Origin of the sequence: Paraburkholderia lebeckiae (genome assembly GCF_014201005.1) — a bacterium.
GTDB lineage: Bacteria > Pseudomonadota > Gammaproteobacteria > Burkholderiales > Burkholderiaceae > Paraburkholderia > Paraburkholderia tuberum.
Map to the genome: position 1 here is coordinate 188757 of NZ_JACHDK010000006.1, position 20845 is coordinate 209601.

Annotated in this window: 17 protein-coding genes, 1 tRNA gene and 1 riboswitch; of the genes, 10 read left to right on the forward strand and 8 right to left on the reverse strand. The window is 64.0% G+C overall.

Annotated features, from left to right (window positions below):
* Positions 1-2: 2 nt before the first annotated feature.
* From HDG39_RS13995 to recA, 7 genes are all read right to left on the reverse strand, one after another.
* Positions 3-626 (reverse strand): pilin, encoded by a 624-nt coding sequence (locus HDG39_RS13995; protein WP_184006472.1) that lies wholly within the window; start codon positions 624-626, stop codon positions 3-5.
* 157 nt (positions 627-783) lie between these two features.
* On the reverse strand, positions 784-1488 hold the full coding sequence (locus tag HDG39_RS14000; protein ID WP_184006616.1) for a TerC family protein: 705 nt from the start codon (positions 1486-1488) through the stop codon (positions 784-786).
* 164 nt (positions 1489-1652) lie between these two features.
* A complete protein-coding gene (sucD, locus tag HDG39_RS14005) occupies positions 1653-2534 on the reverse strand; it encodes a succinate--CoA ligase subunit alpha (protein WP_018421718.1) in 882 nt (293 codons plus the stop codon).
* 130 nt (positions 2535-2664) lie between these two features.
* Positions 2665-3834: an ADP-forming succinate--CoA ligase subunit beta gene (gene sucC / locus HDG39_RS14010; RefSeq protein ID WP_013090442.1), complete on the reverse strand. Its 1170-nt coding sequence runs from the start codon at positions 3832-3834 to the stop codon at positions 2665-2667.
* 55 nt (positions 3835-3889) lie between these two features.
* Positions 3890-4564: a DUF2889 domain-containing protein gene (locus HDG39_RS14015; RefSeq protein ID WP_184006473.1), complete on the reverse strand. Its 675-nt coding sequence runs from the start codon at positions 4562-4564 to the stop codon at positions 3890-3892.
* Positions 4565-4694: 130 nt separating this feature from the next.
* Positions 4695-5462, reverse strand: coding sequence for a recombination regulator RecX (recX, locus tag HDG39_RS14020; RefSeq protein WP_184006474.1), 768 nt, complete (start codon positions 5460-5462; stop codon positions 4695-4697).
* A gap of 7 nt (positions 5463-5469) precedes the next feature.
* Positions 5470-6546 carry a recombinase RecA gene (gene recA, locus HDG39_RS14025; protein ID WP_018421721.1) on the reverse strand — a complete coding sequence of 359 codons (1077 nt, stop codon included), beginning with the start codon at positions 6544-6546 and terminating at the stop codon, positions 5470-5472.
* 253 nt (positions 6547-6799) lie between these two features.
* Between recA and HDG39_RS14030 the strand changes: the two genes are divergently transcribed.
* The 4 genes from HDG39_RS14030 (at position 6800) to HDG39_RS14045 (ending at position 11178) form a co-directional block, all read left to right on the forward strand.
* The gene (locus tag HDG39_RS14030) at positions 6800-7579 is read left to right on the forward strand and encodes a response regulator transcription factor (protein ID WP_184006475.1); all 780 of its coding nucleotides are present in this window, start codon (positions 6800-6802) and stop codon (positions 7577-7579) included.
* A gap of 9 nt (positions 7580-7588) precedes the next feature.
* Positions 7589-9148, forward strand: coding sequence for a sensor histidine kinase (locus HDG39_RS14035; RefSeq protein ID WP_184006476.1), 1560 nt, complete (start codon positions 7589-7591; stop codon positions 9146-9148).
* A gap of 207 nt (positions 9149-9355) precedes the next feature.
* Positions 9356-11014 carry an MFS transporter gene (locus HDG39_RS14040; RefSeq protein WP_184006477.1) on the forward strand — a complete coding sequence of 553 codons (1659 nt, stop codon included), beginning with the start codon at positions 9356-9358 and terminating at the stop codon, positions 11012-11014.
* Positions 11015-11101: 87 nt separating this feature from the next.
* Positions 11102-11178 (forward strand) — tRNA-Met (locus tag HDG39_RS14045).
* A gap of 90 nt (positions 11179-11268) precedes the next feature.
* Here HDG39_RS14045 and HDG39_RS14050 read toward each other — a convergent pair.
* Positions 11269-12480, reverse strand: coding sequence for an MFS transporter (locus tag HDG39_RS14050; protein ID WP_184006478.1), 1212 nt, complete (start codon positions 12478-12480; stop codon positions 11269-11271).
* A 299-nt stretch (positions 12481-12779) separates the two neighbouring features.
* A riboswitch (guanidine-I (ykkC/yxkD leader) is annotated at positions 12780-12879 on the forward strand.
* Positions 12880-12936: 57 nt separating this feature from the next.
* Between HDG39_RS14050 and HDG39_RS14055 the strand changes: the two genes are divergently transcribed.
* The 6 genes from HDG39_RS14055 (at position 12937) to uca (ending at position 20841) form a co-directional block, all read left to right on the forward strand.
* Positions 12937-14007, forward strand: coding sequence for a putative urea ABC transporter substrate-binding protein (locus HDG39_RS14055; protein ID WP_184006479.1), 1071 nt, complete (start codon positions 12937-12939; stop codon positions 14005-14007).
* 74 nt (positions 14008-14081) lie between these two features.
* On the forward strand, positions 14082-14894 hold the full coding sequence (locus tag HDG39_RS14060; protein ID WP_184006480.1) for an ABC transporter permease: 813 nt from the start codon (positions 14082-14084) through the stop codon (positions 14892-14894).
* Complete coding sequence (locus HDG39_RS14065) at positions 14891-15682, forward strand: ABC transporter ATP-binding protein (protein ID WP_184006481.1); 792 nt, start codon at positions 14891-14893, stop codon at positions 15680-15682. Before HDG39_RS14060 ends, HDG39_RS14065 begins: the two co-directional genes overlap by 4 nt.
* 13 nt (positions 15683-15695) lie before the next feature.
* Positions 15696-16412: an urea amidolyase associated protein UAAP1 gene (locus HDG39_RS14070; protein WP_184006482.1), complete on the forward strand. Its 717-nt coding sequence runs from the start codon at positions 15696-15698 to the stop codon at positions 16410-16412.
* Between the two features lie 15 nt (positions 16413-16427).
* The gene (locus tag HDG39_RS14075; RefSeq protein WP_184006483.1) at positions 16428-17069 is read left to right on the forward strand and encodes an urea amidolyase associated protein UAAP2; all 642 of its coding nucleotides are present in this window, start codon (positions 16428-16430) and stop codon (positions 17067-17069) included.
* Between the two features lie 172 nt (positions 17070-17241).
* A complete protein-coding gene (gene uca / locus HDG39_RS14080) occupies positions 17242-20841 on the forward strand; it encodes an urea carboxylase (RefSeq protein WP_184006484.1) in 3600 nt (1199 codons plus the stop codon).
* Positions 20842-20845 lie beyond the last annotated feature (4 nt).

The window sequence follows — 20845 nt, forward strand, 5'->3', positions numbered from 1 at the left end:
CCTTATGAACGGCATTCGGGCGGCGCCAGATTCGCGGCGAGCGTCGGCGCTTCGCTTGGCATCGGCCCCGAACCCGGCGCCGGCAACGACGACGCGCTCTTGCCGCTCGCAAAGCATTCCCACGTCAGCGCGCCGGTCTGCACCGCGTCCTTGCTCAACGCGACGCGCGCGCTCGGCGCATCGACGTTGTCCGGGACCGACGGCACCAGCGTCATGGTGTTTGCGCCGGCCTGCGCGACACGCGTCGAGTACGTGATCGTGATCTGACCAGTGTCGTCGTCGATCTGGATGGACTCGACGTTGCGCGTGGCGGGGGGCGACGCATAACCGCCGCTGAACGCGTTGCCGCTCGCGGCGTTTTCGGCGACCGCAAGCCGCGCCGACGCCGCGAGCGACAAACCCTCGCCGACCCGGCTGCGCGCCAGATAGTCCTGATACGCGGGAATCGCGTAGGCCGCGATCACGCCGACGATCGCGAGCACGATCATCAACTCGATCAGCGTGAAGCCGACGCCGCAGCGGCGGCAGATGCGGGGGAACCAGCTCGCGCGCCAGCGTGCGCGGCGCGACCTACGCGGGGATTGCGTCGATTGAGAGTATGGGGAATATGGCAGGGTAACGATCATCGGCAGACTCCTGATACGAGAAACGCCTGGCCCGTGGATCGGGAACAGGCGTTTCAATCGTAGCGAGCGAAGCTCGCGCGTCACAGTCAGCCGGATGGCCAGGCTTGCATTCGGACGGCATCACGAAGCAGGCTGCGATGCAGCGTCAACGCCATGCTCACACCGCCGCGCGTTTCGCGTTACGGCGCTTCAACAGATAACCGACGATCACGACGAACAGCGCGCCCGCGATGCTCATCCCGTATTCGGCGACTGGCGTGTCGAGGATCGGCCAGCGGTCGCCGGCCGGGTCGTTGACCATCAGACCACCCGCGATCCAGCCGAGCAGGCCCGCGCCGAACAGTACGATGCCCGGAAAGCGATCGAGCAGCTTCAGAATCAGCTGGCTGCCCCACACGATCAGCGGAATGCTCACGACGAGGCCAAAGATCACCAAAGCCAACCGGTGCTCGTGCTCCGCGGCTTCGGCCACGCCCGCGATCGCGATCACGTTGTCGACGCTCATCACCGCATCCGCGATGATGATCGTCTTCACCGCCGAGATCAGCTTGTCGGCCGGCTTCACGTTGTCGTGAGCGTCGTGCGCCGGCGCGAGCAGGCGCACGCCGATCCACAGCAGCAGCAAGCCGCCCGCGAACTTCAGGAACGGCACGTCGAGCAGCACGACCGCGAACGCGATCAGCACGACGCGCAGCGCGATCGCGCCGGCGGTCCCCCACACGATCCCACGCATGCGCTGCGACTGCGGCAGGTTGCGGCAGGCGAGCGCAATGACGACCGCGTTATCGCCGCCGAGCAGAACGTCGATGACGATGATCTGAAATACCGAGCCCCAATGGAGGGTCGTGAAAAATTCGAGCATGGAAAGAAGCATAAGAAAGATCGACCGCGCGGGCAGAACCGCGGCGCAAGCGCGGACGAAAAAAAACGGAGGAGTCTGCACTCCCCCGCTTTTCGGGACCGCCCGCTCACGAAAGGAGTTCGTAAGCGTATCAAAATCGCGCGCCAACGGCACGCGAATTCGATTTACAGCATCGCCTTCAGAAGACGCGCCATTTCCGACGGGTTCTTCGTGACCTTGATACCGCACGCGTCCATGATTTCCAGCTTCGCTTCGGCGGTGTCCGCACCGCCCGAGATCAGCGCGCCGGCGTGGCCCATGCGCTTGCCCGGAGGCGCCGTGACGCCAGCGATGAAGCCAACCACCGGCTTCTTCATGTTGTCCTTGATCCAGTGCGCGGCGTTCGCCTCGTCCGGACCGCCGATTTCGCCGATCATGATGACGGCGTCCGTATCGGGATCGTCGTTGAACATCTTCATCACGTCGATATGCTTCAGACCGTTGATAGGGTCGCCGCCGATACCGACTGCCGACGACTGGCCAAGGCCGATCGCGGTCAGCTGGCCGACTGCTTCATACGTCAGCGTGCCCGAACGCGACACGACGCCGATGCGGCCCTTGCGGTGGATGTGACCCGGCATGATGCCGATCTTCAGCTCGTCCGGCGTGATCGTGCCCGGGCAGTTCGGTCCGAGCAGCAGCGTCTTGCGGTTTTCGCGACGCATACGATCCTTGATCTCGATCATGTCGCGGACGGGAATGCCTTCCGTGATACAGATTGCGAGATCCAGATCGGCTTCGACTGCTTCCCAGATTGCGGCGGCAGCGCCTGCCGGCGGAACGTAAATCACCGACACGGTCGCGCCCGTTTCGGCCTTGGCTTCAGCGACGCTCGCGTAGATGGGGATGCCTTCGAAATCTTCGCCGGCCTTCTTCGGGTTCACGCCCGCGACGTACGCTTCGCGGCCGTTTGCGTATTCACGGCAAGCACGCGTGTGGAACTGACCGGTCTTGCCGGTGATGCCCTGCGTGATGACCTTGGTGTCTTTGTTGATCAGAATCGACATGTATTGACCTCTGTTCGTTTGGCGTCGCGCGGTAGCGCCACTCGGCGCGATGCTTCACGCCTGTGTCGCTTGCGCGCCGCCACTCGTAAACCTGGCAAATGAGCTGGTAAATGCGCCGTGGACAGCTGGCTTACGCCTTGCCCGAAGCAGCCGCGACGACCTTCTGAGCCGCCTCTTCCATGCTGTCCGCCGAGATGATCGGCAGGCCGGATTCGGCGAGCATCTTCTTGCCCAGGTCTTCGTTCGTGCCCTTCATGCGGACCACGAGCGGCACCTTCAGCGACACCGCCTTCGACGCCGCGATCACGCCTTCCGCGATCACGTCGCAGCGCATGATGCCACCGAAGATGTTGACCAGAATCGCGGTCAGGTTCGGGTTCTTCAGCATGATCTTGAACGCTTCGGTGACCTTCTCGGTCGTAGCTCCTCCGCCGACGTCGAGGAAGTTCGCCGGTTCGCCGCCGAACAGCTTGATGGTGTCCATCGTTGCCATTGCGAGGCCGGCGCCGTTCACCAGACAGCCGATGTTGCCGTCGAGCGAGATGTACGCGAGGTCGAACTTCGACGCTTCGATTTCAGCCGGATCTTCTTCGTCCAGATCGCGGTACGCGACGATTTCCGGGTGGCGGAACAGCGCGTTCGAGTCGAAGTTGAACTTCGCGTCGAGTGCGATGACCTTGCCGTCGCCGGTCAGGATCAGCGGGTTGATTTCGGCGAGCGATGCGTCGGTTTCCCAGAATGCCTTGTACAGACCTTGCAGGATCGCGCGAGCTTGCGGGATCGAAGCGTCGGGCACGCCGATCTTCTTCGCGAGGTCGTCTGCTTCCGAGTCCTTCAGGCCGGTCGACGGATCGACGGCAACCTTGTGGATCAGCTCAGGCGTCTTTTCCGCGACTTCTTCGACGTCCATGCCGCCTTCGCTCGACGCCATCACGACGATCTTCTGCGAAACGCGATCGATCACGAGACCGACATACAGTTCCTTCTTGATGTCAGCGCCTTCTTCGATCAGCAGGCGGTTCACCTTCTGGCCTTCCGGACCGGTCTGGTGCGTGACGAGCTGCATGCCGAGGATCTGGTTCGAGTACTCGCGAACCTGTTCCAGCGACTTGGCGACCTTGACGCCGCCGCCCTTGCCACGGCCACCCGCGTGAATCTGAGCCTTGACGACCCACACCGGGCCGCCCAGCTCTTCCGCGGCCTTGACCGCATCATCCACCGAGAAGACCGGCTTGCCGCGCGGTACCGCGACGCCGAATTTCCGCAGGATTTCCTTACCCTGGTACTCGTGAATCTTCATGCGTGATTCCCTTCAGTCTGAGAGTTGGATAGAACTTCGATTCCGTTGCCGCCGTTCAGGCCGACGCGTCGCCGCTTCGTTCGCTGGCCGCCGCGCCGTCCGACGAGGCCGCGCGTTGCGCCGGACGCGGTGCGTGGCCATACCAGCGCGGATAAAACTGTTTCACCGCCTCGCCGTCGAAACGCAGCGCGTGGCAGCGTCCCAGCTGGAATGGCGGTTTGTCGTTGGAATGCTCGCCTGTGCCGGTAGACGATTCGTCTCCCGAACCCGCGTTCGCGCCCGGCGTGCCGTCATCGGTGTTCCACACGTCGCCGGCGAACGCCTGGATCGCGGCGGTCGGCAAGATCGCGCACAACTCCGTGAGATGCGTGCAACCGGCCGTGCCGGCCAGCAAACGGGCAGCATCGCGACGGAAGTTGTGGAGCAGATTGAGCCCGATGAGGGCACGGTAGGCGGGATTGCTGGCCTGGCACAACCCTGGATAGGGCACCCAGTCGGACGACGCCTCGGCGTGGACGACATTGAGCTTGCGATCGATGGTGATGCGAAGCCAGAGTTCATGGATCGGCTGACCATTGGGCCGGACACCCGACGCAAGCGCCACATCGCGTGGCTTTTCGTCGGTCAGGCACGCTTCCACATCCCACAGGCCATCGACTCGCTCGTAAGCTTCCGCTCTGATTGCACGACGATGGCGCAACTGACGGGACACTGGCGGGGAGAGCGACATGCGGGAAGGAAAGGCCGGATTGGAAAACCGTTGGATTTTAGCATAACGGGTATTTGGGACAGCCCCGATTGCGCACGGCCTGGCGCCAGGTTACGGCGCGGCAATCGCCCTACCCGTCGAGACTGGCGTGCTAGTCGCCGTCCCCGATGTCGTCGATACCCTTCAGGATCTTGCCGATCGTCGCGCCGGAGAAGCCGCGCGACGCGAGAAAGCGCGCCTGCTTCGCGCGCTCGGCCGGCGTTTGCGGCAACTGGCCGAACTTCTTGCGCCAGACCGCCTGGGCGCGCGCGAGCTCGGTTTCGCGCAATTGCGCGCTCGCCTCTTCGACGAGCGCCGGGTTGAGCGCGTGTTGCTTCAGTTCGCCGAGAATGCGGCTCGTGCCGAGCCGCGATGCGCGCCGATGGATCAGGCTTTCCGCGAAGCGCGAGTCGGATAGCCAGTTTTCGGCCTGCAGCGCGTCGAGCACCGTGTCGAGCGAATCGGTTTCCTCGACGTAAGGCTTCAGCTTGCGGGCGAGTTCGGCGCGGCTATATTCGCGGCGCGACAGATAGCCGAGCGCGCGCGCTTTCAGCGAACGGGCGGGGCGTTGGGATTTTCTGCTGTCGTCTTCGTCGGACCGGCCCGGTGTCTCTTCGCCGGGTTGGCGGCGCGAGCGGGTGTAGGTGACTTCGGAGGGGATTGGGGAATCGAGTCCGGAGGAATCCCGGCTGGACGACGCTGCAGCGGGCGCAGACCGCGTACGCTGCGGGCCGCGGGCAGCGGCGCGGTCGTGTGCGTCGAACGATTCGAACGGATCGAATGGATCGCCGGACTCAGGCGATCCATCCGCCGCGTCGCGCGGGCCGTCCGGATAGCGTCCGGAGTCGGAACCGGACAGCGGCCGGCCTTTGCGTATCACTTGATGCTTACTCTTCTTCGCCCGCGACTTCAGCGTCCGCGCCGGTCACGGCGTTCGCCATCGCGGTGACGCCCAGCGATTCGCGGATACGGTTTTCGATTTCCCGAGCGATGTCCGGGTTTTCGCGCAGGAATTCACGCGCGTTGTCCTTGCCCTGACCGATGCGCTCGCCGCTGTAGCTGTACCATGCGCCGGCCTTGTCGACGATCTTCGCCTGCACGCCGAGGTCGATGATTTCGCCCTGACGCGAAATGCCTTCGCCGTACAGGATGTCGAAAATCGCTTCGCGGAACGGCGGCGCCACCTTGTTCTTGACGACCTTCACGCGCGTTTCGTTGCCGATCACTTCGTCGTTCTTCTTGATCGAACCGATGCGGCGAATGTCCAGACGCACCGACGCGTAGAACTTCAGCGCATTGCCGCCCGTGGTGGTTTCCGGGTTGCCGAACATCACGCCGATCTTCATGCGGATCTGATTGATGAAGATCACGAGGCAGTTCGTGCGCTTGATCGTGCCGGTCAGCTTGCGCAGCGCCTGCGACATCAGACGCGCCTGCAGACCCGGCAGCGAGTCGCCCATTTCGCCTTCGATTTCCGCCTTCGGCACCAGCGCCGCGACCGAGTCGATCACGATCATGTCGATCGAGCCCGAGCGCACCAGCGCGTCGGCGATTTCGAGCGCCTGTTCCCCAGTGTCCGGCTGCGAGACCAGCAGGTCGGCGACGTTCACGCCGAGCTTGCCCGCGTATTGAATGTCCAGCGCGTGTTCCGCGTCGATGAACGCCGCGGTGCCGCCGAGCTTCTGCATTTCGGCGACGACCTGCAGCGTCAGCGTGGTTTTACCGGACGATTCCGGACCGTAGATTTCGACCACGCGGCCGCGCGGCAAACCGCCGACGCCCAGTGCGATGTCGAGGCCGAGCGATCCGGTGGAGACCACCTGGATGTCTTCGACTGCCTCACCTGCGCCGAGCCGCATGACCGACCCTTTGCCGAACTGCTTTTCGATCTGCGCGAGCGCGGCGGCGAGAGCCTTGCTCTTTTCAGCAGTCAGTCCAGCCGAGCCTTTCTTGCTTTCTTCCATGAATCGTCCTTTGCTATGATGAACGGCGTCTGAGGCAGGTGTGCGCCCGTGGTTCCACTCGAATTGAGCGGAGTCTCAAGGACATCACACGAAACGCAGACACTGTATAAAAAAACAGTAGTTTTGGCAAGCGCGATTGTGATGCGAACGCGCATTTTTACTGTCGCGTCGCCCCAACTACCCACAATAATGTTCGGAGACCGCCGCGCGCCGGGGCAACCCTACGGTGCCGGCAAAGCCAGGCTGGCGCATCATGCGAATTCTGATTGCCGAAGATGACAGCATACTCGCGGACGGTCTGGTTCGATCACTCCGCCAATCGGCCTATGCGGTCGATCACGTCAAAAGCGGCGTGGAAGCCGATACCGCGTTGTCAATGCAGACGTTCGACCTATTGATCCTCGATCTGGGCCTGCCGCGCATGTCCGGGCTCGAGGTGCTGCGCCGCCTGCGCGCGCGCAATTCGAACCTGCCCGTGCTGATCCTGACCGCCGCCGATAGTGTCGACGAACGCGTCAAGGGCCTCGACCTCGGCGCCGACGATTACATGGCCAAACCCTTCGCGCTGAACGAACTCGAAGCGCGCGTGCGTGCGCTGACACGGCGCGGCGCGGGCGGCGGCCCGACCGTCGTGCGGCATGGCTCGCTGTCGTTCGATCAGGTGGGCCGCATCGCCTACGTCAACGACCAGGCGATCGATCTGTCCGCGCGCGAGCTCGGGCTGCTCGAAGTGCTGCTGCAACGGATCGGCCGGCTGGTCTCGAAAGAGCAACTCGTCGACCATCTGTGCGAATGGGGCGAGGAAGTCAGCAACAACGCGATCGAAGTCTACGTGCACCGACTGCGCAAGAAGATCGAACCGAGCGGCGTGCGCATCATCACCGTGCGCGGGCTTGGCTACTGTCTCGAAAAAGCGGCGCCGCCGGCAAATGCTAGCGCGCCCGCCGCCCCGGCCGGCTCCGAGCCGCAAGCGGCACAAGCATCAATTTCGCCGTCGTCCGCCGCGATGCCGGCGAGCCACCACTACAAATAGAGGCCAGCGATGTCCGCACGCGCTGATCGCGCCACGGCGCACGCGGCGGACCTCGACGAGGCGCGCGACGCGCGCTACGCCAATCCGTTCGCCCCGCCCGACGAAACCGAAGCCGCCGCCGAAGCGCGTCCGCGCTCGCTGTTCGGCGAAATTCTCGACTGGATGCTCGCGCCGCTGCTGCTGCTGTGGCCGATGAGCCTGGCGGTCACCTATCTGGTCGCGAAGTCGATCGCGAACGGGCCGTTCGACCGCGCGCTCGAAACCGATGCCTACGTCCTCGCGCGCCAGATCCATCCGGTCAACGGCGTCGCGGAGCTGTCGCTGCCCGAATCGACGCGCGATTTCCTGCGTGCCGACAACGTCGACAGCGTTTTCTTTCAGGTGCTCGGCACGCGCGGCGAGCTCGTGGCCGGCGAGCGCGACATGCCGCTGCCGCACGAGGAGGACCGCCCGCCACCGGGCCTCGTCGAATTCCGCGACGACGTGCTGCGCGGCAACGACATTCGCGTCGCCTACACGACCGTCGAGTTTCCGCAGACGCCGGGCGCGCAGGCCGTGCTCGTGCAGGTCGCCGAAACGCTCGACAAGCGCAGCCAGCTCGCCAACGACATCATCAAGGGCGTGATCCTGCCGCAGTTCGTGATCCTGCCGCTCGCGATCCTGCTCGTGTGGTTCGGGCTGTCGCGCGGGCTCGAGCCGCTGCATGCGCTGCAGGCGCATATCCGCGCGCGCCGGCCGGACGATCTGTCGCCGCTCGAAGCGCGCCGCGCGCCGCCGGAAATCGAGCCGCTCGTCACGTCGTTCAACGATCTGCTCACGCGCCTCGAACAGAACATGGAGCTACAGAAGCGCTTCATCGCCGACGCCGCGCATCAGATGAAAACGCCGCTGGCCGGCCTGCGCACCCAGGCCGAGCTCGCGCTGCGCCAGAACGCGTCGGCCGAGGTTCGTCGCTCGCTCGAACAGATCGCGACGAGCTCCGAGCAGGCCGCGCGGCTCGTCACGCAATTGCTCGCGCTGGCGCGCGCGGAGAACCGTCGATCGGGGCAGATCTTCGCGCCGGTCGAACTCGGCGAACTCGCGCGCAGCGCGGTGCGCGAATGGGTGCCGGCCGCGCTCGCGAAGCAGATGGACATCGGCTACGAAGCGCCCGACGAGCCCGTCGAAGTCGCCGGCAATCCGGTGATGTTGCGTGAAATGCTGTCGAACCTGATCGACAACGCGATCCGCTATACGCCGGCGGGCGGCCGCATCACCGTGCGCGTGCGGCACGACGCCCCCGCGCGGCTCGTGCATCTGGAAGTCGAGGACACCGGGCTCGGCATTCCGGCCAGCGAGCGCTCGCGCGTGGTCGAGCGCTTTTACCGAATTCTGGGCCGCGAGGGCGACGGCAGCGGCCTCGGCCTCGCGATCGTGCGCGAGATTGCGGCAATGCACGGCGGCGAGCTCGCCATCGACGACAACGTCTACCAGGAGTCGCCGCCGCTCGCCGGCACACTGGTGCGCGTCAGCTTGCACGTGCTCGAACGGGGCGGGACTTACCCTAACGCGCCTCTATCGTCAGCTTGACGGTCAGCGTATTTTTAAGATACTTCAGCGCGGCTTGCGCGAACATACCAGCACATTAACGGAAATTGAACGCCTATTCGTCGGCTTACCGGACTACCCCAAGTTCAGGCGCCGAGTCAGAACGCCGTAAGTTTCCACTCCAATAATCGGTTGCACGGGAACGCCTGCGCCGGCGATCCGCGTGTATATCAATATTGGAGACGACATATGGCTACCGTTGGCGGGCAATTCTCGCGCGTGCCGATGACGCGCGATGAGAAGCGGGTGATCTTCGCATCGTCGCTGGGTACGGTTTTCGAGTGGTATGACTTTTATCTGGCCGGCTCGCTTGCGGCCTTCATCAGCAAGAGCTTCTTCTCCGGCGTCAATCCGACCGCGGCGTTCATCTTCACGCTGCTCAGCTTCGCGGCGGGCTTCGCGGTGCGGCCGTTCGGCGCGATCGTATTCGGGCGGCTCGGCGACATGGTCGGGCGCAAGTACACGTTCCTGATCACGATCGTCATCATGGGCTTGTCGACGTTTCTCGTCGGCTTCCTGCCGGGCTACGCGGCGATCGGCATCGCCTCGCCGGTGCTCTTCATCGCGATGCGCCTGCTGCAGGGTCTCGCGCTCGGCGGCGAGTACGGCGGCGCCGCGACCTACGTGGCCGAACACGCGCCGGCGAACCGCCGCGGCTTCTACACCGCATGGATCCAGACCACCGCCACGCTCGGTCTGTTCCTGTCGCTGCTCGTGATTCTCGGCGTTCGCACGTTCATGGGCGAAGACGCGTTCGGCGCCTGGGGCTGGCGCATTCCGTTCGTCCTGTCGATCCTGCTGCTCGCGGTGTCGGTGTGGATTCGCCTGCAACTGCATGAGTCGCCAGTGTTCGCGCGCATCAAGGCCGAGGGCAAGACCTCGAAGGCGCCGCTTTCCGAAGCGTTCGGCCAATGGAAGAATCTGAAGGTCGTGATTCTCGCGCTGCTCGGCCTGACGGCCGGCCAGGCTGTCGTCTGGTACACGGGCCAGTTCTACACGCTGTTCTTCCTCACGCAGACGCTGAGGGTCGACGGTTCGAGCGCCAACATCATGATCGCGCTCGCGCTGCTGATCGGCACGCCGTTCTTCCTGTTCTTCGGCTCGCTGTCGGATCGCATCGGCCGCAAGCCGATCATCATGGCCGGCCTGCTGATCGCCGCACTCACCTACTTCCCGCTGTTCAAGGCGCTCACGCACTACACGAACCCGGCGCTCGAAGCGGCAACCGCGAAGTCGCCGATCGTCGTGATCGCCGATCCGGCCGAGTGCTCGTTCCAGTTCAACCCGGTGGGCACGGCGAAGTTCACGAGCTCATGCGACATCGCGAAGGGCGCGCTGTCGCGAGCCGGCCTGAACTACGACAACGTCGCGGCGCCTGCCGGCACGATCGCGCAGATCCGCGTGGGCGATACGGTCGTCAACACGTTCGACGGCCGCGCCGCCGACGCGAAGGAGCAAGCCAAGACGTTCGAGAAGACGCTCGCCGCGACGCTGAAGGCCGCCGGCTACCCGCCAAAGGCCGATCCGGCTCAGATCAACTGGCCGATGAGCATCGTGATCCTGACGATCCTCGTGATCTACGTGACGATGGTCTACGGGCCGATCGCGGCGATGCTGGTCGAGATGTTCCCGACGCGCATCCGTTATACGTCGATGTCGCTGCCATATCACATCGGCAATGGCTGGTTCGGCGGCTTCCTGCCGGCCACCGCGTTCGCGATCGTCGCGGCGAAGGGCAACATCTACTCGGGGCTCTGGTATCCGATCATCATCGCATTGGTCACCTTCGTGATCGGCATGCTGTTCGTGCGCGAAACCAAGGACTCGGATATCTACGCGAAGGATTGAGTGGACCGACAGCCGGGGCTATCTGAAAAAGTTGTGAGCCGGGGGGTTGACAGCCTCCGGCTGCCCCAGCATAATCTCGCTTCTTTCGGCGAATTAGCTCAGTCGGTTAGAGCGACGGAATCATAATCCGCAGGTCCGGGGTTCGAGTCCCTGATTCGCCACCAGCTTCAAGAAAAAGCCGCTGTCCCACAAGGACAGCGGCTTTTTTGTTTTGAAACGCTGCCACGAAGCCTGACGACCCCGGATAGGCCACGTCAGCTGAGGTCGTTACGCGATTCGGCCGGTGTCGGGTGAAAGAGCAGCACCACCACGGTCACCAGACCGAAGGCTGCGCCCGCATAAAAGGTCGTGGCTGCGCCCAGACGTTCCCACAACTGGCCTGCGATAACGCTCGAAACCAGCGTCACGATGCCGCTCAGCAGATTGAAGCAACCAAACGCAGTCCCGCGCAGATGCGCAGGTGCCGTGTGCGCGACCATCGTGGCGAGCAGGCCTTGCGTCATCCCCATGTGCAGCCCCCACAGCGCCACGCCCACGACGACTACGCTCCAGCGGGTGCCGTGTGCCAGCACGAGGTCGGCGCCAATCAACACGATCAGACCACCTATCAGCAGCCGTGTATGCCGCATCGTGTCCGCGAGCTTGCCGAACGGATAAGCGGACAGCGCGTAGACGACATTCATTGCCACCATGACCAGCGGAACGAGCGCAATCGGTACGCCGCTGCCCATCGCACGAAGAACCAGAAAAGCCTCGCTGAATCGCGCCAACGCGAAAACAGCGCCTATCCCCACGACCCACCAGTAGTCCAAACCAAGCTCCCTGAGACTCCGCCACCGCACAGGATCGCTTCTTTTGGCGCGAGGCTCGTGCTCAGGCTCCGTGATACCAAACGTCAACAGCGCAACCGCGAGCACACCGGGAATGACGGCAAGCCAGAAGGCAAGCCGAAAATTACCTGCCCATATCAGCATGATGAGAACGGCCAGCAGCGGTCCGAGGAACGCACCGACCGTATCGAGCGACTGGCGCAGGCCGAAGGCCGCGCCACGCAGGTGCTGCGGCGTGACATCTGCGATGAGTGCATCGCGAGGCGCACCGCGAATGCCCTTGCCGACACGGTCAATGACACGCGCCGTCACCACGACTCCAACCGAGGACGCAATGGCAAAAAGCGGCTTGCTCATTGCGCCGAGCGAATACCCGGCTACGGCGAGCCACTTTCGATTGCCGAGGTAGTCACTCAGCGTTCCCGAAAACACCTTGACCATCTGGGCCGTAGCCTCCGCGATGCCCTCGATGAGCCCAATCGTGCCGGCGCCGGCGCCAAGGCTTGCCAGCAGAAACATCGGCAGCAGGCTGTGGATGATTTCGGATGAGATGTCCATGAAAAGACTCACACATCCTAGAACCCACACGCTGCGTGGAATCTGCCGGACGACATTGACTTGCGGTTCGTTTCGCATTCGATAGGGATGGCATCAAATAACACGTTCGAATGGCGCAGACGCATGCGAGCAGCAAGGCAGCCCGCTACGACCGTTGCATCTTATCTGGCATCGCTGAGTCGGATACCCGTCCTCTCACGCCCGAATCGAGTGCACTCCCTGACACACATCAGTGCACACCTTCCCCGCCCCAGGGCAAAAACTTGCCCTTCGCCGCACAAAGCTAACGACCAACCCGCGGTATGGCCCCTGGCACACTTCCCGCTTTAAAGAGCGCGCAAGGAGCCGGCGCAACCTCCGGTTCGACAGACAATCTGGAAATGGACGGCTAGGGTTCCGGCCTGCTTCACGCAGGTGCTGGTCCGAGAGCTGTCGACCTCAGGCGAGGTTACACGGCGGGACAAAAGCCCGGGAGAGAACGCGATGTTTGCGCTGCTCCCTGCCGTCGCTAACCGTCCCCTCCGAGGTCAACCCATGTTCAAGCTCGTTCGCTGTCTTGGCATCGCCGCCGTCTCCCTCGCCACCTTCGCCTCGAGCCCCACGTTCGCCGCGGGCCGCAACGACTTCAAGGTCTGCTGGACCATCTACGCCGGCTGGATGCCATGGGGTGAGGCGAAAACCCAGGGCATCGTGTCCAAATGGGCCAGGAAATACGGCATCAACGTCGATGTCGTGCAGCTGAACGACTACGTCGAGTCCATCAATCAGTACACGGCCGGCAAGTTCGACGGCTGCGCGATGACCAACATGGACGCGCTCACGATTCCCGCCTCCGGCGGCGTGGATTCGACGGCCCTGATCGTCAGCGACTACTCGAACGGCAACGACGGCGTACTGATGAAGGGCAAAGGCAAGCAGATCGCCGACCTGAAGGGCCAACAGATCAACCTCGTGCAGTTCTCCGTCTCCCACTACCTGCTCGCACGCGCGCTCGAAAGCGCTCACATGAGCGAGCGCGACCTCAAGGTCGTGAACACCTCGGATGCCGACATCTCGGGCGCATTCGCGACCCCCACGGTTCACAACGCGGTCACCTGGAATCCGATGCTCGCGGACCTGAAGTCGCAGCCGAACGTCAGCGAAGTCTTCGACTCCAGCAAGATCCCCGGCGAAATCATGGACATGATGGTCGTCAACACGAAGACGTTGCAGCAGAACCCCGCCCTCGGCAAGGCGCTGACCGGTGCATGGTTCGAAATGGTCGCGCTGATGCACACCGACTCCGCGGCCAGCACGTCCGCGCTGACCGCGATGGCGAAGGCCTCGGGCACCGACCTCGCCAACTTCAAGGGCCAACTTTCGACGACCGCCCTCTTCTATTCGCCGCAAGCGGCGCTCGACTTCATCACCAGCGCCGACATGCCGAAGATCATGACGCGCGTCGCGAAGTTCTCTTTCGATCACGGCCTGCTCGGCCAGGACGCGAAGAGCGCGGACGCGGTCGGCATGGCGTTCGACAAGGGCGTCGTCGTCGGCAACAAGAACAACGTCAAGCTGCGTTTCGATCCGACCTACGTCGCGATGGCGGCCGCGGGCAAGCTCTGAGACGGACCTTCCAGGCTCTCGCTGCGAGCTCGCATGCCGGGCTCGCATCCCAGCTTTCCAACCAGGCGCTCACCATGCGACTCGTCAATCGACATCCGAGCCGGATCGGCGGCTTGATGCTGCTTCTGCTGCCGTTCGTCCTGCTGTTCGCGGTCTACTTCACCGGGTCCTCGATGCGACTCTCGCTCAATCCCGATGACAAGCTGCTGCCGAGTGCGGCGCAAATGAGCGACGCGGTGAAGTCGGCCGCCTTCACCGAGGACAAGCGCACCGGCGAGTATCTGTTGTGGACCGACACGCTGTCGAGCTTGCGGCGGCTCGGCATCGGCCTTGTCGTCAGTGCCGTGATCGCACTGGTAGCCGCGATCGCGACCGGTTCGTTGCCGCTCGTCAGCGCGACGCTCTCGCCATTCATCACCGTGATCTCGATGGTGCCGCCGCTGGCGGTGCTGCCGGTCCTGTTCATCGTGTTCGGGCTCGACGAGTTGTCGAAGGTCGTGCTGATCGTCGTCGGCATCACGCCGGTGATCATTCGCGATCTGCATGCTCGCGCCCGCGAGATTCCGGTCGAGCTGTGGGTCAAGGCGCAGACGCTCGGCGCCACCAGCTGGACGCTGATTCTGCGTCTGGTGCTGCCGCAACTGCTGCCGCGTCTGCTAGTGGCGACGCGTCTGTCTCTCGGCGCGGCGTGGCTCTTTCTGATCGCCGCCGAAGCGATCGCGTCGACCGACGGCCTCGGCTACCGCATCTTTCTCGTGCGCCGCTATCTGTCGATGGATCTGATCCTGCCGTACGTCGCGTGGATCACGCTGCTCGCATGGCTCACCGACGAGCTGCTGCGCCGGATCACGCAATGGTGCTTCCCGTGGTACGGAGGCGCGCGATGATCGAAGTCCGCAACGTCTGGAAAGAGTACGGCGACCAGGTCGTGCTCGAGCGTTTGAATCTGACCGTCAAGGAAGGCGAGTTCTGTTCGATGGTCGGCGCGTCCGGCTGCGGCAAGTCGACGTTTCTGCGCCTGCTGCTGGGTCAGGAGCGCGCGACGCGCGGCGAGATCCTGCTGGACGGCAAACCGCTGCCCGCCGAACCGGACAGACATCGCGGCGTCGTGTTTCAACGCTACTCGGTGTTCGACCATCTGAGCGTGTTGCGCAACGTGATGCTGGGGCTGGAGCTTCCACAGGCGAAGTTCACCGGCCGGCTATTCGGTGCCCGTCGGCGCGTGGCGCGAGACGAGGCAGCGGCCATGCTCGAGCGCGTCGGTTTGGGCGCTGCGTTGAACAAGTTTCCGCAGCAGTTGTCGGGCGGCATGCAGCAACGCCTCGCGATCGCGCAGGCGCTGACGATGAAGCCTCGCGTGCTGCTGCTCGACGAACCGTTCGGCGCGCTCGATCCCGGCATCCGCAAGGACATGCATGAGCTGCTCTCCAGCCTGTGGCGCGAAGCGAAGCTCACGATTTTCATGGTCACGCATGACCTGAAAGAGGGCTTCACGTTGGGAAGCCGCGTGCTGGTTTTCGACAAGGTGCGCGTTGACCCGCAGGCGCCGGGCGCCTATGGCGCGCGCATCACCTACAACATTCCGCTCGACCATAGCCGCGATTCCAGGTCCGCCGTGCATATCGCCGAGGCTGCCGTGCGAGGCGCATCGCATATCGAACTGGTCTCCGACTGAAGGGAACTCAGGTATGAACTCAGATACGACCTTATTGCTTGAAGAAACCGTTCCAGGTGGTGGTCATACATCGCTGATCGTCAAGCGCGGTCAATCGCTGCGCGTTACCGACCTGCGCGGCGGCGCGAACGTCAGCGTGATGATGGTCAATGCGACGGAAAAGAGCGAACGGCTCAATCTGCCGGATTCGTTGAAGTGCCAGCACACGGCCAGGCTCACGGTCGGGCACTGCCTGTACTCCGACATGGGCCGCGTGCTTGCCGCGATCGTCGCGGATACCTGTGGCTGGCACGACAGCATCGGCGGTGTGTCGAATGCCGACGAGGTCCGCGAACGATACGGCGCAGGCCGCTACCAGGAGCTGCGCAACGCGTTCTATCGCAACGGCACGGACAACCTGCTCGTCGAAATGGGCAAGTGGGGACTCGGCATCACTGACCTGCTGATGACGCTCAACCTGTTCAGCCGTGTCGATGTCAGCGACGACGGCGTGCTCAGTTTCGTGCCAGGAAACTCGAAAGCCGGCGACTACGTCGAACTCTACTCACCGATGAACACGCTTGTCGTGCTCACCGCGATCCAGCACCCGCTCGACCCGAACCCCGAGTACGCGCCGAGGCCGGTCAAGCTCGAATTGAGCGACGCGCGGCCCGAGGTCGCCGAAGTTTGCCGCACCGCATGCGAAGAGAACGCACGCGGTTTCATCAACACAGAACGCTTCTTTCTTTGAGCGAAGGCCACGCTTATGATCAGCACGCTTATCGTCAGCGACAAACGTCCGGAAACCGCGGTCTATCGCGAGACACTCGCCGCCGGCGAGCCGTGGCTTCACGAGGTGAAGGCCGGGCAAACGCTGCGCATCGTCGATCTCGAAGGCAACCAGGCGGTCGACACGCTGTTCTACAGCCTCGCCGATCCGCGCGAGCGTTTCGACCCGCAACGCACGTTGTGCCGGCAAAAGAGCCTCTACCTGACCTCGGGCTCCGTGCTGTACTCGAACCTCGGCAATCCGATGCTGACGATCGTCGCCGACACGTGCGGCCGCCACGATACGCTCGGCGGCGCCTGCGCGCAGGAGAGCAACACGGTGCGCTACGCACTGGAGAAGCGCTACATGCACAGCTGCCGCGACAACTTCCTGCGTGCCTGCGCACATGACGGCCGCCTGTCGAAGCAGGACATCGGCGCGAACGTCAACTTCTTCATGAACGTGCCGGTCACGGCCACGGGCGGGCTCAGCTTCGAAGACGGCATTTCCGCGCCGGGCAAATACGTCGAATTGCGCGCGGAGATGGACGTGATCGTACTGATCTCCAACTGCCCGCAGCTGAACAATCCGTGCAACGCCTACAACCCGACGCCCGCCGAGCTGCTGATATGGAATTGAAGCGCATCCGCCACTGGCTTTTTCTCCTCATGCTGGTTCGCTCGGGCCGGTACTTCAGCCGTACGCGCGAAGAACTGACCCAGACGCAACGCTGACGCGACTTCGGCCGTGGACGACCACGGCCGGCCATTCCCACGGCGGGACGGCCCGCCTCCGAATCAACACACCTTCCATGTTCGAGAAGATTCTGATCGCCAATCGCGGCGCTATCGCGTGCCGCATTCTCAGGACGTTGCGCGAACTCGACGTCACCGGCGTCGCCATCTATGCGGAAGCCGACCGAGCGAGCCGCCACGTCAGCGAAGCGCCTGTCGCGCATGCGCTCGGCGAGGGTCCGGCCGCGCTGACTTATCTCGACGTGGACAAGATCCTCGCGATTGCGCGTCGCGAAGGCGTACAGGCGATCCATCCCGGCTACGGCTTCTTATCGGAGAACGCGGCGTTCGGCGAAGCCTGCGAAGCGGCCGGCATCGCGTTCATCGGACCGACACCCGCGCAGCTTCGCGCGTTCGGCCTCAAGCACACGGCCCGCGAAATCGCGGCCAACGAAGGGGTGCCGATGCTCGAAGGCACCGGGCTGCTCGCGGACTTGCCGGCGGCGCTCGCGGCGGCACAGGGCATCGGCTATCCGGTGATGCTGAAGAGCACCGCGGGCGGCGGCGGCATCGGCATGCGGGTGTGCTGGAACGCCGCCGAACTCCGCGCTCATTTCGATGCCGTGAAGCGCCTCGGCGAGAACAATTTCAGCGATGCCGGCGTGTTTCTGGAGAAGTACATCGAACGGGCGCGGCATCTGGAAGTGCAGGTATTCGGCGATGGCAAAGGCGACGCGCTCGCGCTTGGCGTGCGTGACTGCTCGGTGCAGCGGCGCAATCAGAAGGTGCTCGAGGAAACGCCCGCCCCCTGCCTGCCGGACGGCATTCAGGCCGCGCTCTGCGAGGCAGCGGTCAAGCTCGCGAAAGCCGTCGACTATCGCTCCGCCGGCACCGTCGAATTCGTGTACGACAGCGCCGCCGAACAGTTCTACTTCCTCGAAGTCAATACGCGTCTGCAGGTCGAGCACGGCGTCACCGAACAGGTGTGGGGCGTAGATCTCGTGCGTTGGATGATCGAACTGGCGGCCGGCACGCTCGCGCCCCTGAAGGACCTGGCGGCGAGTCTAACGCCGCGAGGGCACGCGATCCAGGCGCGGCTCTACGCGGAAGATCCGGGGCGTGATTTCAAACCGAGTCCGGGCCTCTTGACCGATGTCGCGTTCCCGCACGCTGACGGGCGCGCATTGCGCATCGATACATGGATCGAGGCAGGTTGCGAGGTGCCGCCGTACTTCGACCCGATGCTCGCGAAAGTGATCGCGTGGTCGCCGACTCGCGATGAAGCGCTCGATGCGCTCGACGATGCGCTGCGCGACACCCGACTCTACGGCGTCGAGACCAATCGCGACTATCTGCGCCAGATTCTGCGCGACCGGCCGTTTGCGTCGGGCGAACCGTGGACTCGATGTCTCGAAGGGCTCAGGTATCGGGCCAGCACGGTCGAAGTCGTCAGCGGCGGCACGCAGACGACGGTGCAGGACTATCCCGGCCGCCTGGGCTACTGGGCGGTCGGCATCCCGCCGTCGGGGCCGATGGATGACCGGGCGATGCGGCTCGGCAATCGCCTGCTCGGCAATGCGGCCGACGCCGCCGCTCTCGAAGTCACGATGAGCGGGCCGACGCTGCGCTTCAACACGAATGCCGTGGTCGCCATCACCGGCGCGCAGATTCCGGTGCTGCTCGACGATGTCGCTCAGCCGCTGAACACGAGCCTCCACGTGCCGGCGGGTTCGACGCTCGCGCTCGGCACGATACGTGGCGCGGGCGCGCGCGCTTATCTGTGCGTGCGCGGCGGCTTCGACGTCGCACTGTATCTCGGCAGCCGCAGCACCTTTACGCTCGGCCAGTTCGGCGGACATGGCGGCCGCGCGATCCGCGCGGGCGACGTGCTGCATCTTTATCCGCTCGACGATGCGCAGGCCGGCGCGGCGCTCGTCAACGCGCCGACGCTCGACGGCGTGCGCACCGTTCGCGTGATCTATGGCCCGCACGGCGCACCCGAATACTTCAGCGCCCGCTATATCGCGCAGTTGCTCGACACCGAGTGGGAGGTTCACTTCAACTCCAGCCGTACCGGCGTGCGCCTGATCGGACCGAAACCCGAGTGGGCGCGCGAGGACGGCGGCGAGGCTGGACTGCATCCGTCGAACATTCACGATAATCCGTACGCGGTCGGCGCCGTCGACTTCACCGGCGACATGCCCGTGATTCTCGGACCCGACGGCCCGAGTCTCGGCGGCTTCGTCTGTCCGGTGACGATCATCGAGGCGGACCTCTGGCAGATCGGCCAGTTGAAAGCAGGCGACAAGATCCGCTTCGCGCCCGTCGAAGTCGAAGAAGCGCGTGAGGCTGCGCGTGAGCGTCGTCGGGAACTGGAGAGCCTCGAGATTGCACCGGGTGCGCCGAGCGAAAGAAGAGCATCGCTGACGTCGCCCATCGTGCTCGATACCGGGGCGGACCGCGACAGACTCGTCGCACGTGTATCCGGCGACACACATCTGCTGCTCGAAATCGGTCCAGCGGAGCTCGATCTCGTGGCACGGTTTCGCGGACATGCGCTGATGCAGTCCCTCGAAGCGCAGCATCTGACTGGCGTCATCGATCTCACGCCGGGCATCCGTTCGCTGCAGATCCACTACCGGCCCGAGGATCTGCCGCTCGCCAGGTTGCTCGACATCGTCGCGCGGGCGTGGGACGAGGTCTTGTTGCACAAGGATCTGCGCGTGCCATCGCGGGTCGTTCATCTGCCGCTGTCATGGGACGACCCCGCGTGCCAGCTCGCGATCGAAAAATATATGACCACCGTGCGCAAGAACGCGCCGTGGTGCCCGAGCAACCTCGAATTCATTCGCCGCATCAACGACCTCGACTCCATCGACGCGGTCAGACAAATCGTCTTCGATGCGAGCTATCTGGTAATGGGCCTCGGCGACGTGTACCTCGGCGCACCCGTCGCGACACCGCTCGACCCTCGTCACCGGCTGGTCACGACGAAATACAACCCGGCCCGTACGTGGACCGCGGAGAACTCGGTCGGCATCGGCGGCGCGTATCTGTGCGTGTATGGCATGGAAGGGCCTGGCGGCTATCAATTCGTCGGCCGCACGTTGCAGATGTGGAATCGCTACCGCGAAGTCGCGGATTTCGCCGGACAGCATTATTTGCTGCGCTTCTTCGACCAGATTCGTTTCTACGAAGTATCGGCCGACGAACTGTTGCGCATCCGCGCGGACTTTCCGCTTGGGCGTTTTCCGTTGCGGATCGAAGAGTCCGAGCTTTCGTTGCCCGACTATCAGGCGTTTCTCGCTAGCGAATCCGCCAGCATCGAGCAGTTCCGTTCAAGGCAGCAGGCGGCCTTCCAGGCCGAGCGCGAGCGGTGGCGTGAAGCGGGCACCTCGGAAGTCACGTTCGAGACACCGGTCACCGAAGACACTCAGTTAGCTCCGCTTCACGACGGCGAAGTCGCCGTGGACAGCGAGATCGCCGGCAGCCTCTGGCAAGTCAAGGTGAAAACCGGCGACGCGGTCGACGCGGGCGACGTGCTGCTCATCATCGAGTCGATGAAGATGGAAATCTCGGTGTGTGCGCCGTGCGCCGGAACGGTCGGCGAGATCTACGTGGCGCCGGGTTCGCCCGTGCGCGCGGGGCAACGCGTCGCCGTCGTCGAACGTCACTAATTAT

Excerpts from the sequence above, each read along its gene's own strand:
- HDG39_RS14000 (WP_184006616.1), bottom strand. The coding sequence starts at position 1,488 with ATGCTCGAATTTTTCACGACCCTCCATTGGGGCTCGGTATTTCAGATC.
- HDG39_RS14030 (WP_184006475.1), top strand. The coding sequence starts at position 6,800 with ATGCGAATTCTGATTGCCGAAGATGACAGCATACTCGCGGACGGTCTG.
- recA (WP_018421721.1), bottom strand. The coding sequence starts at position 6,546 with ATGGAAGAAAGCAAGAAAGGCTCGGCTGGACTGACTGCTGAAAAGAGC.
- HDG39_RS14040 (WP_184006477.1), top strand. The coding sequence starts at position 9,356 with ATGGCTACCGTTGGCGGGCAATTCTCGCGCGTGCCGATGACGCGCGAT.
- HDG39_RS14015 (WP_184006473.1), bottom strand. The coding sequence starts at position 4,564 with ATGTCGCTCTCCCCGCCAGTGTCCCGTCAGTTGCGCCATCGTCGTGCA.
- sucC (WP_013090442.1), bottom strand. The coding sequence starts at position 3,834 with ATGAAGATTCACGAGTACCAGGGTAAGGAAATCCTGCGGAAATTCGGC.
- HDG39_RS14055 (WP_184006479.1), top strand. The coding sequence starts at position 12,937 with ATGTTCAAGCTCGTTCGCTGTCTTGGCATCGCCGCCGTCTCCCTCGCC.
- HDG39_RS14065 (WP_184006481.1), top strand. The coding sequence starts at position 14,891 with ATGATCGAAGTCCGCAACGTCTGGAAAGAGTACGGCGACCAGGTCGTG.
- sucD (WP_018421718.1), bottom strand. The coding sequence starts at position 2,534 with ATGTCGATTCTGATCAACAAAGACACCAAGGTCATCACGCAGGGCATC.
- uca (WP_184006484.1), top strand. The coding sequence starts at position 17,242 with ATGTTCGAGAAGATTCTGATCGCCAATCGCGGCGCTATCGCGTGCCGC.
- HDG39_RS14075 (WP_184006483.1), top strand. The coding sequence starts at position 16,428 with ATGATCAGCACGCTTATCGTCAGCGACAAACGTCCGGAAACCGCGGTC.
- HDG39_RS14035 (WP_184006476.1), top strand. The coding sequence starts at position 7,589 with ATGTCCGCACGCGCTGATCGCGCCACGGCGCACGCGGCGGACCTCGAC.
- HDG39_RS13995 (WP_184006472.1), bottom strand. The coding sequence starts at position 626 with ATGATCGTTACCCTGCCATATTCCCCATACTCTCAATCGACGCAATCC.
- HDG39_RS14050 (WP_184006478.1), bottom strand. The coding sequence starts at position 12,480 with ATGCGAAACGAACCGCAAGTCAATGTCGTCCGGCAGATTCCACGCAGC.
- HDG39_RS14070 (WP_184006482.1), top strand. The coding sequence starts at position 15,696 with ATGAACTCAGATACGACCTTATTGCTTGAAGAAACCGTTCCAGGTGGT.
- HDG39_RS14060 (WP_184006480.1), top strand. The coding sequence starts at position 14,082 with ATGCGACTCGTCAATCGACATCCGAGCCGGATCGGCGGCTTGATGCTG.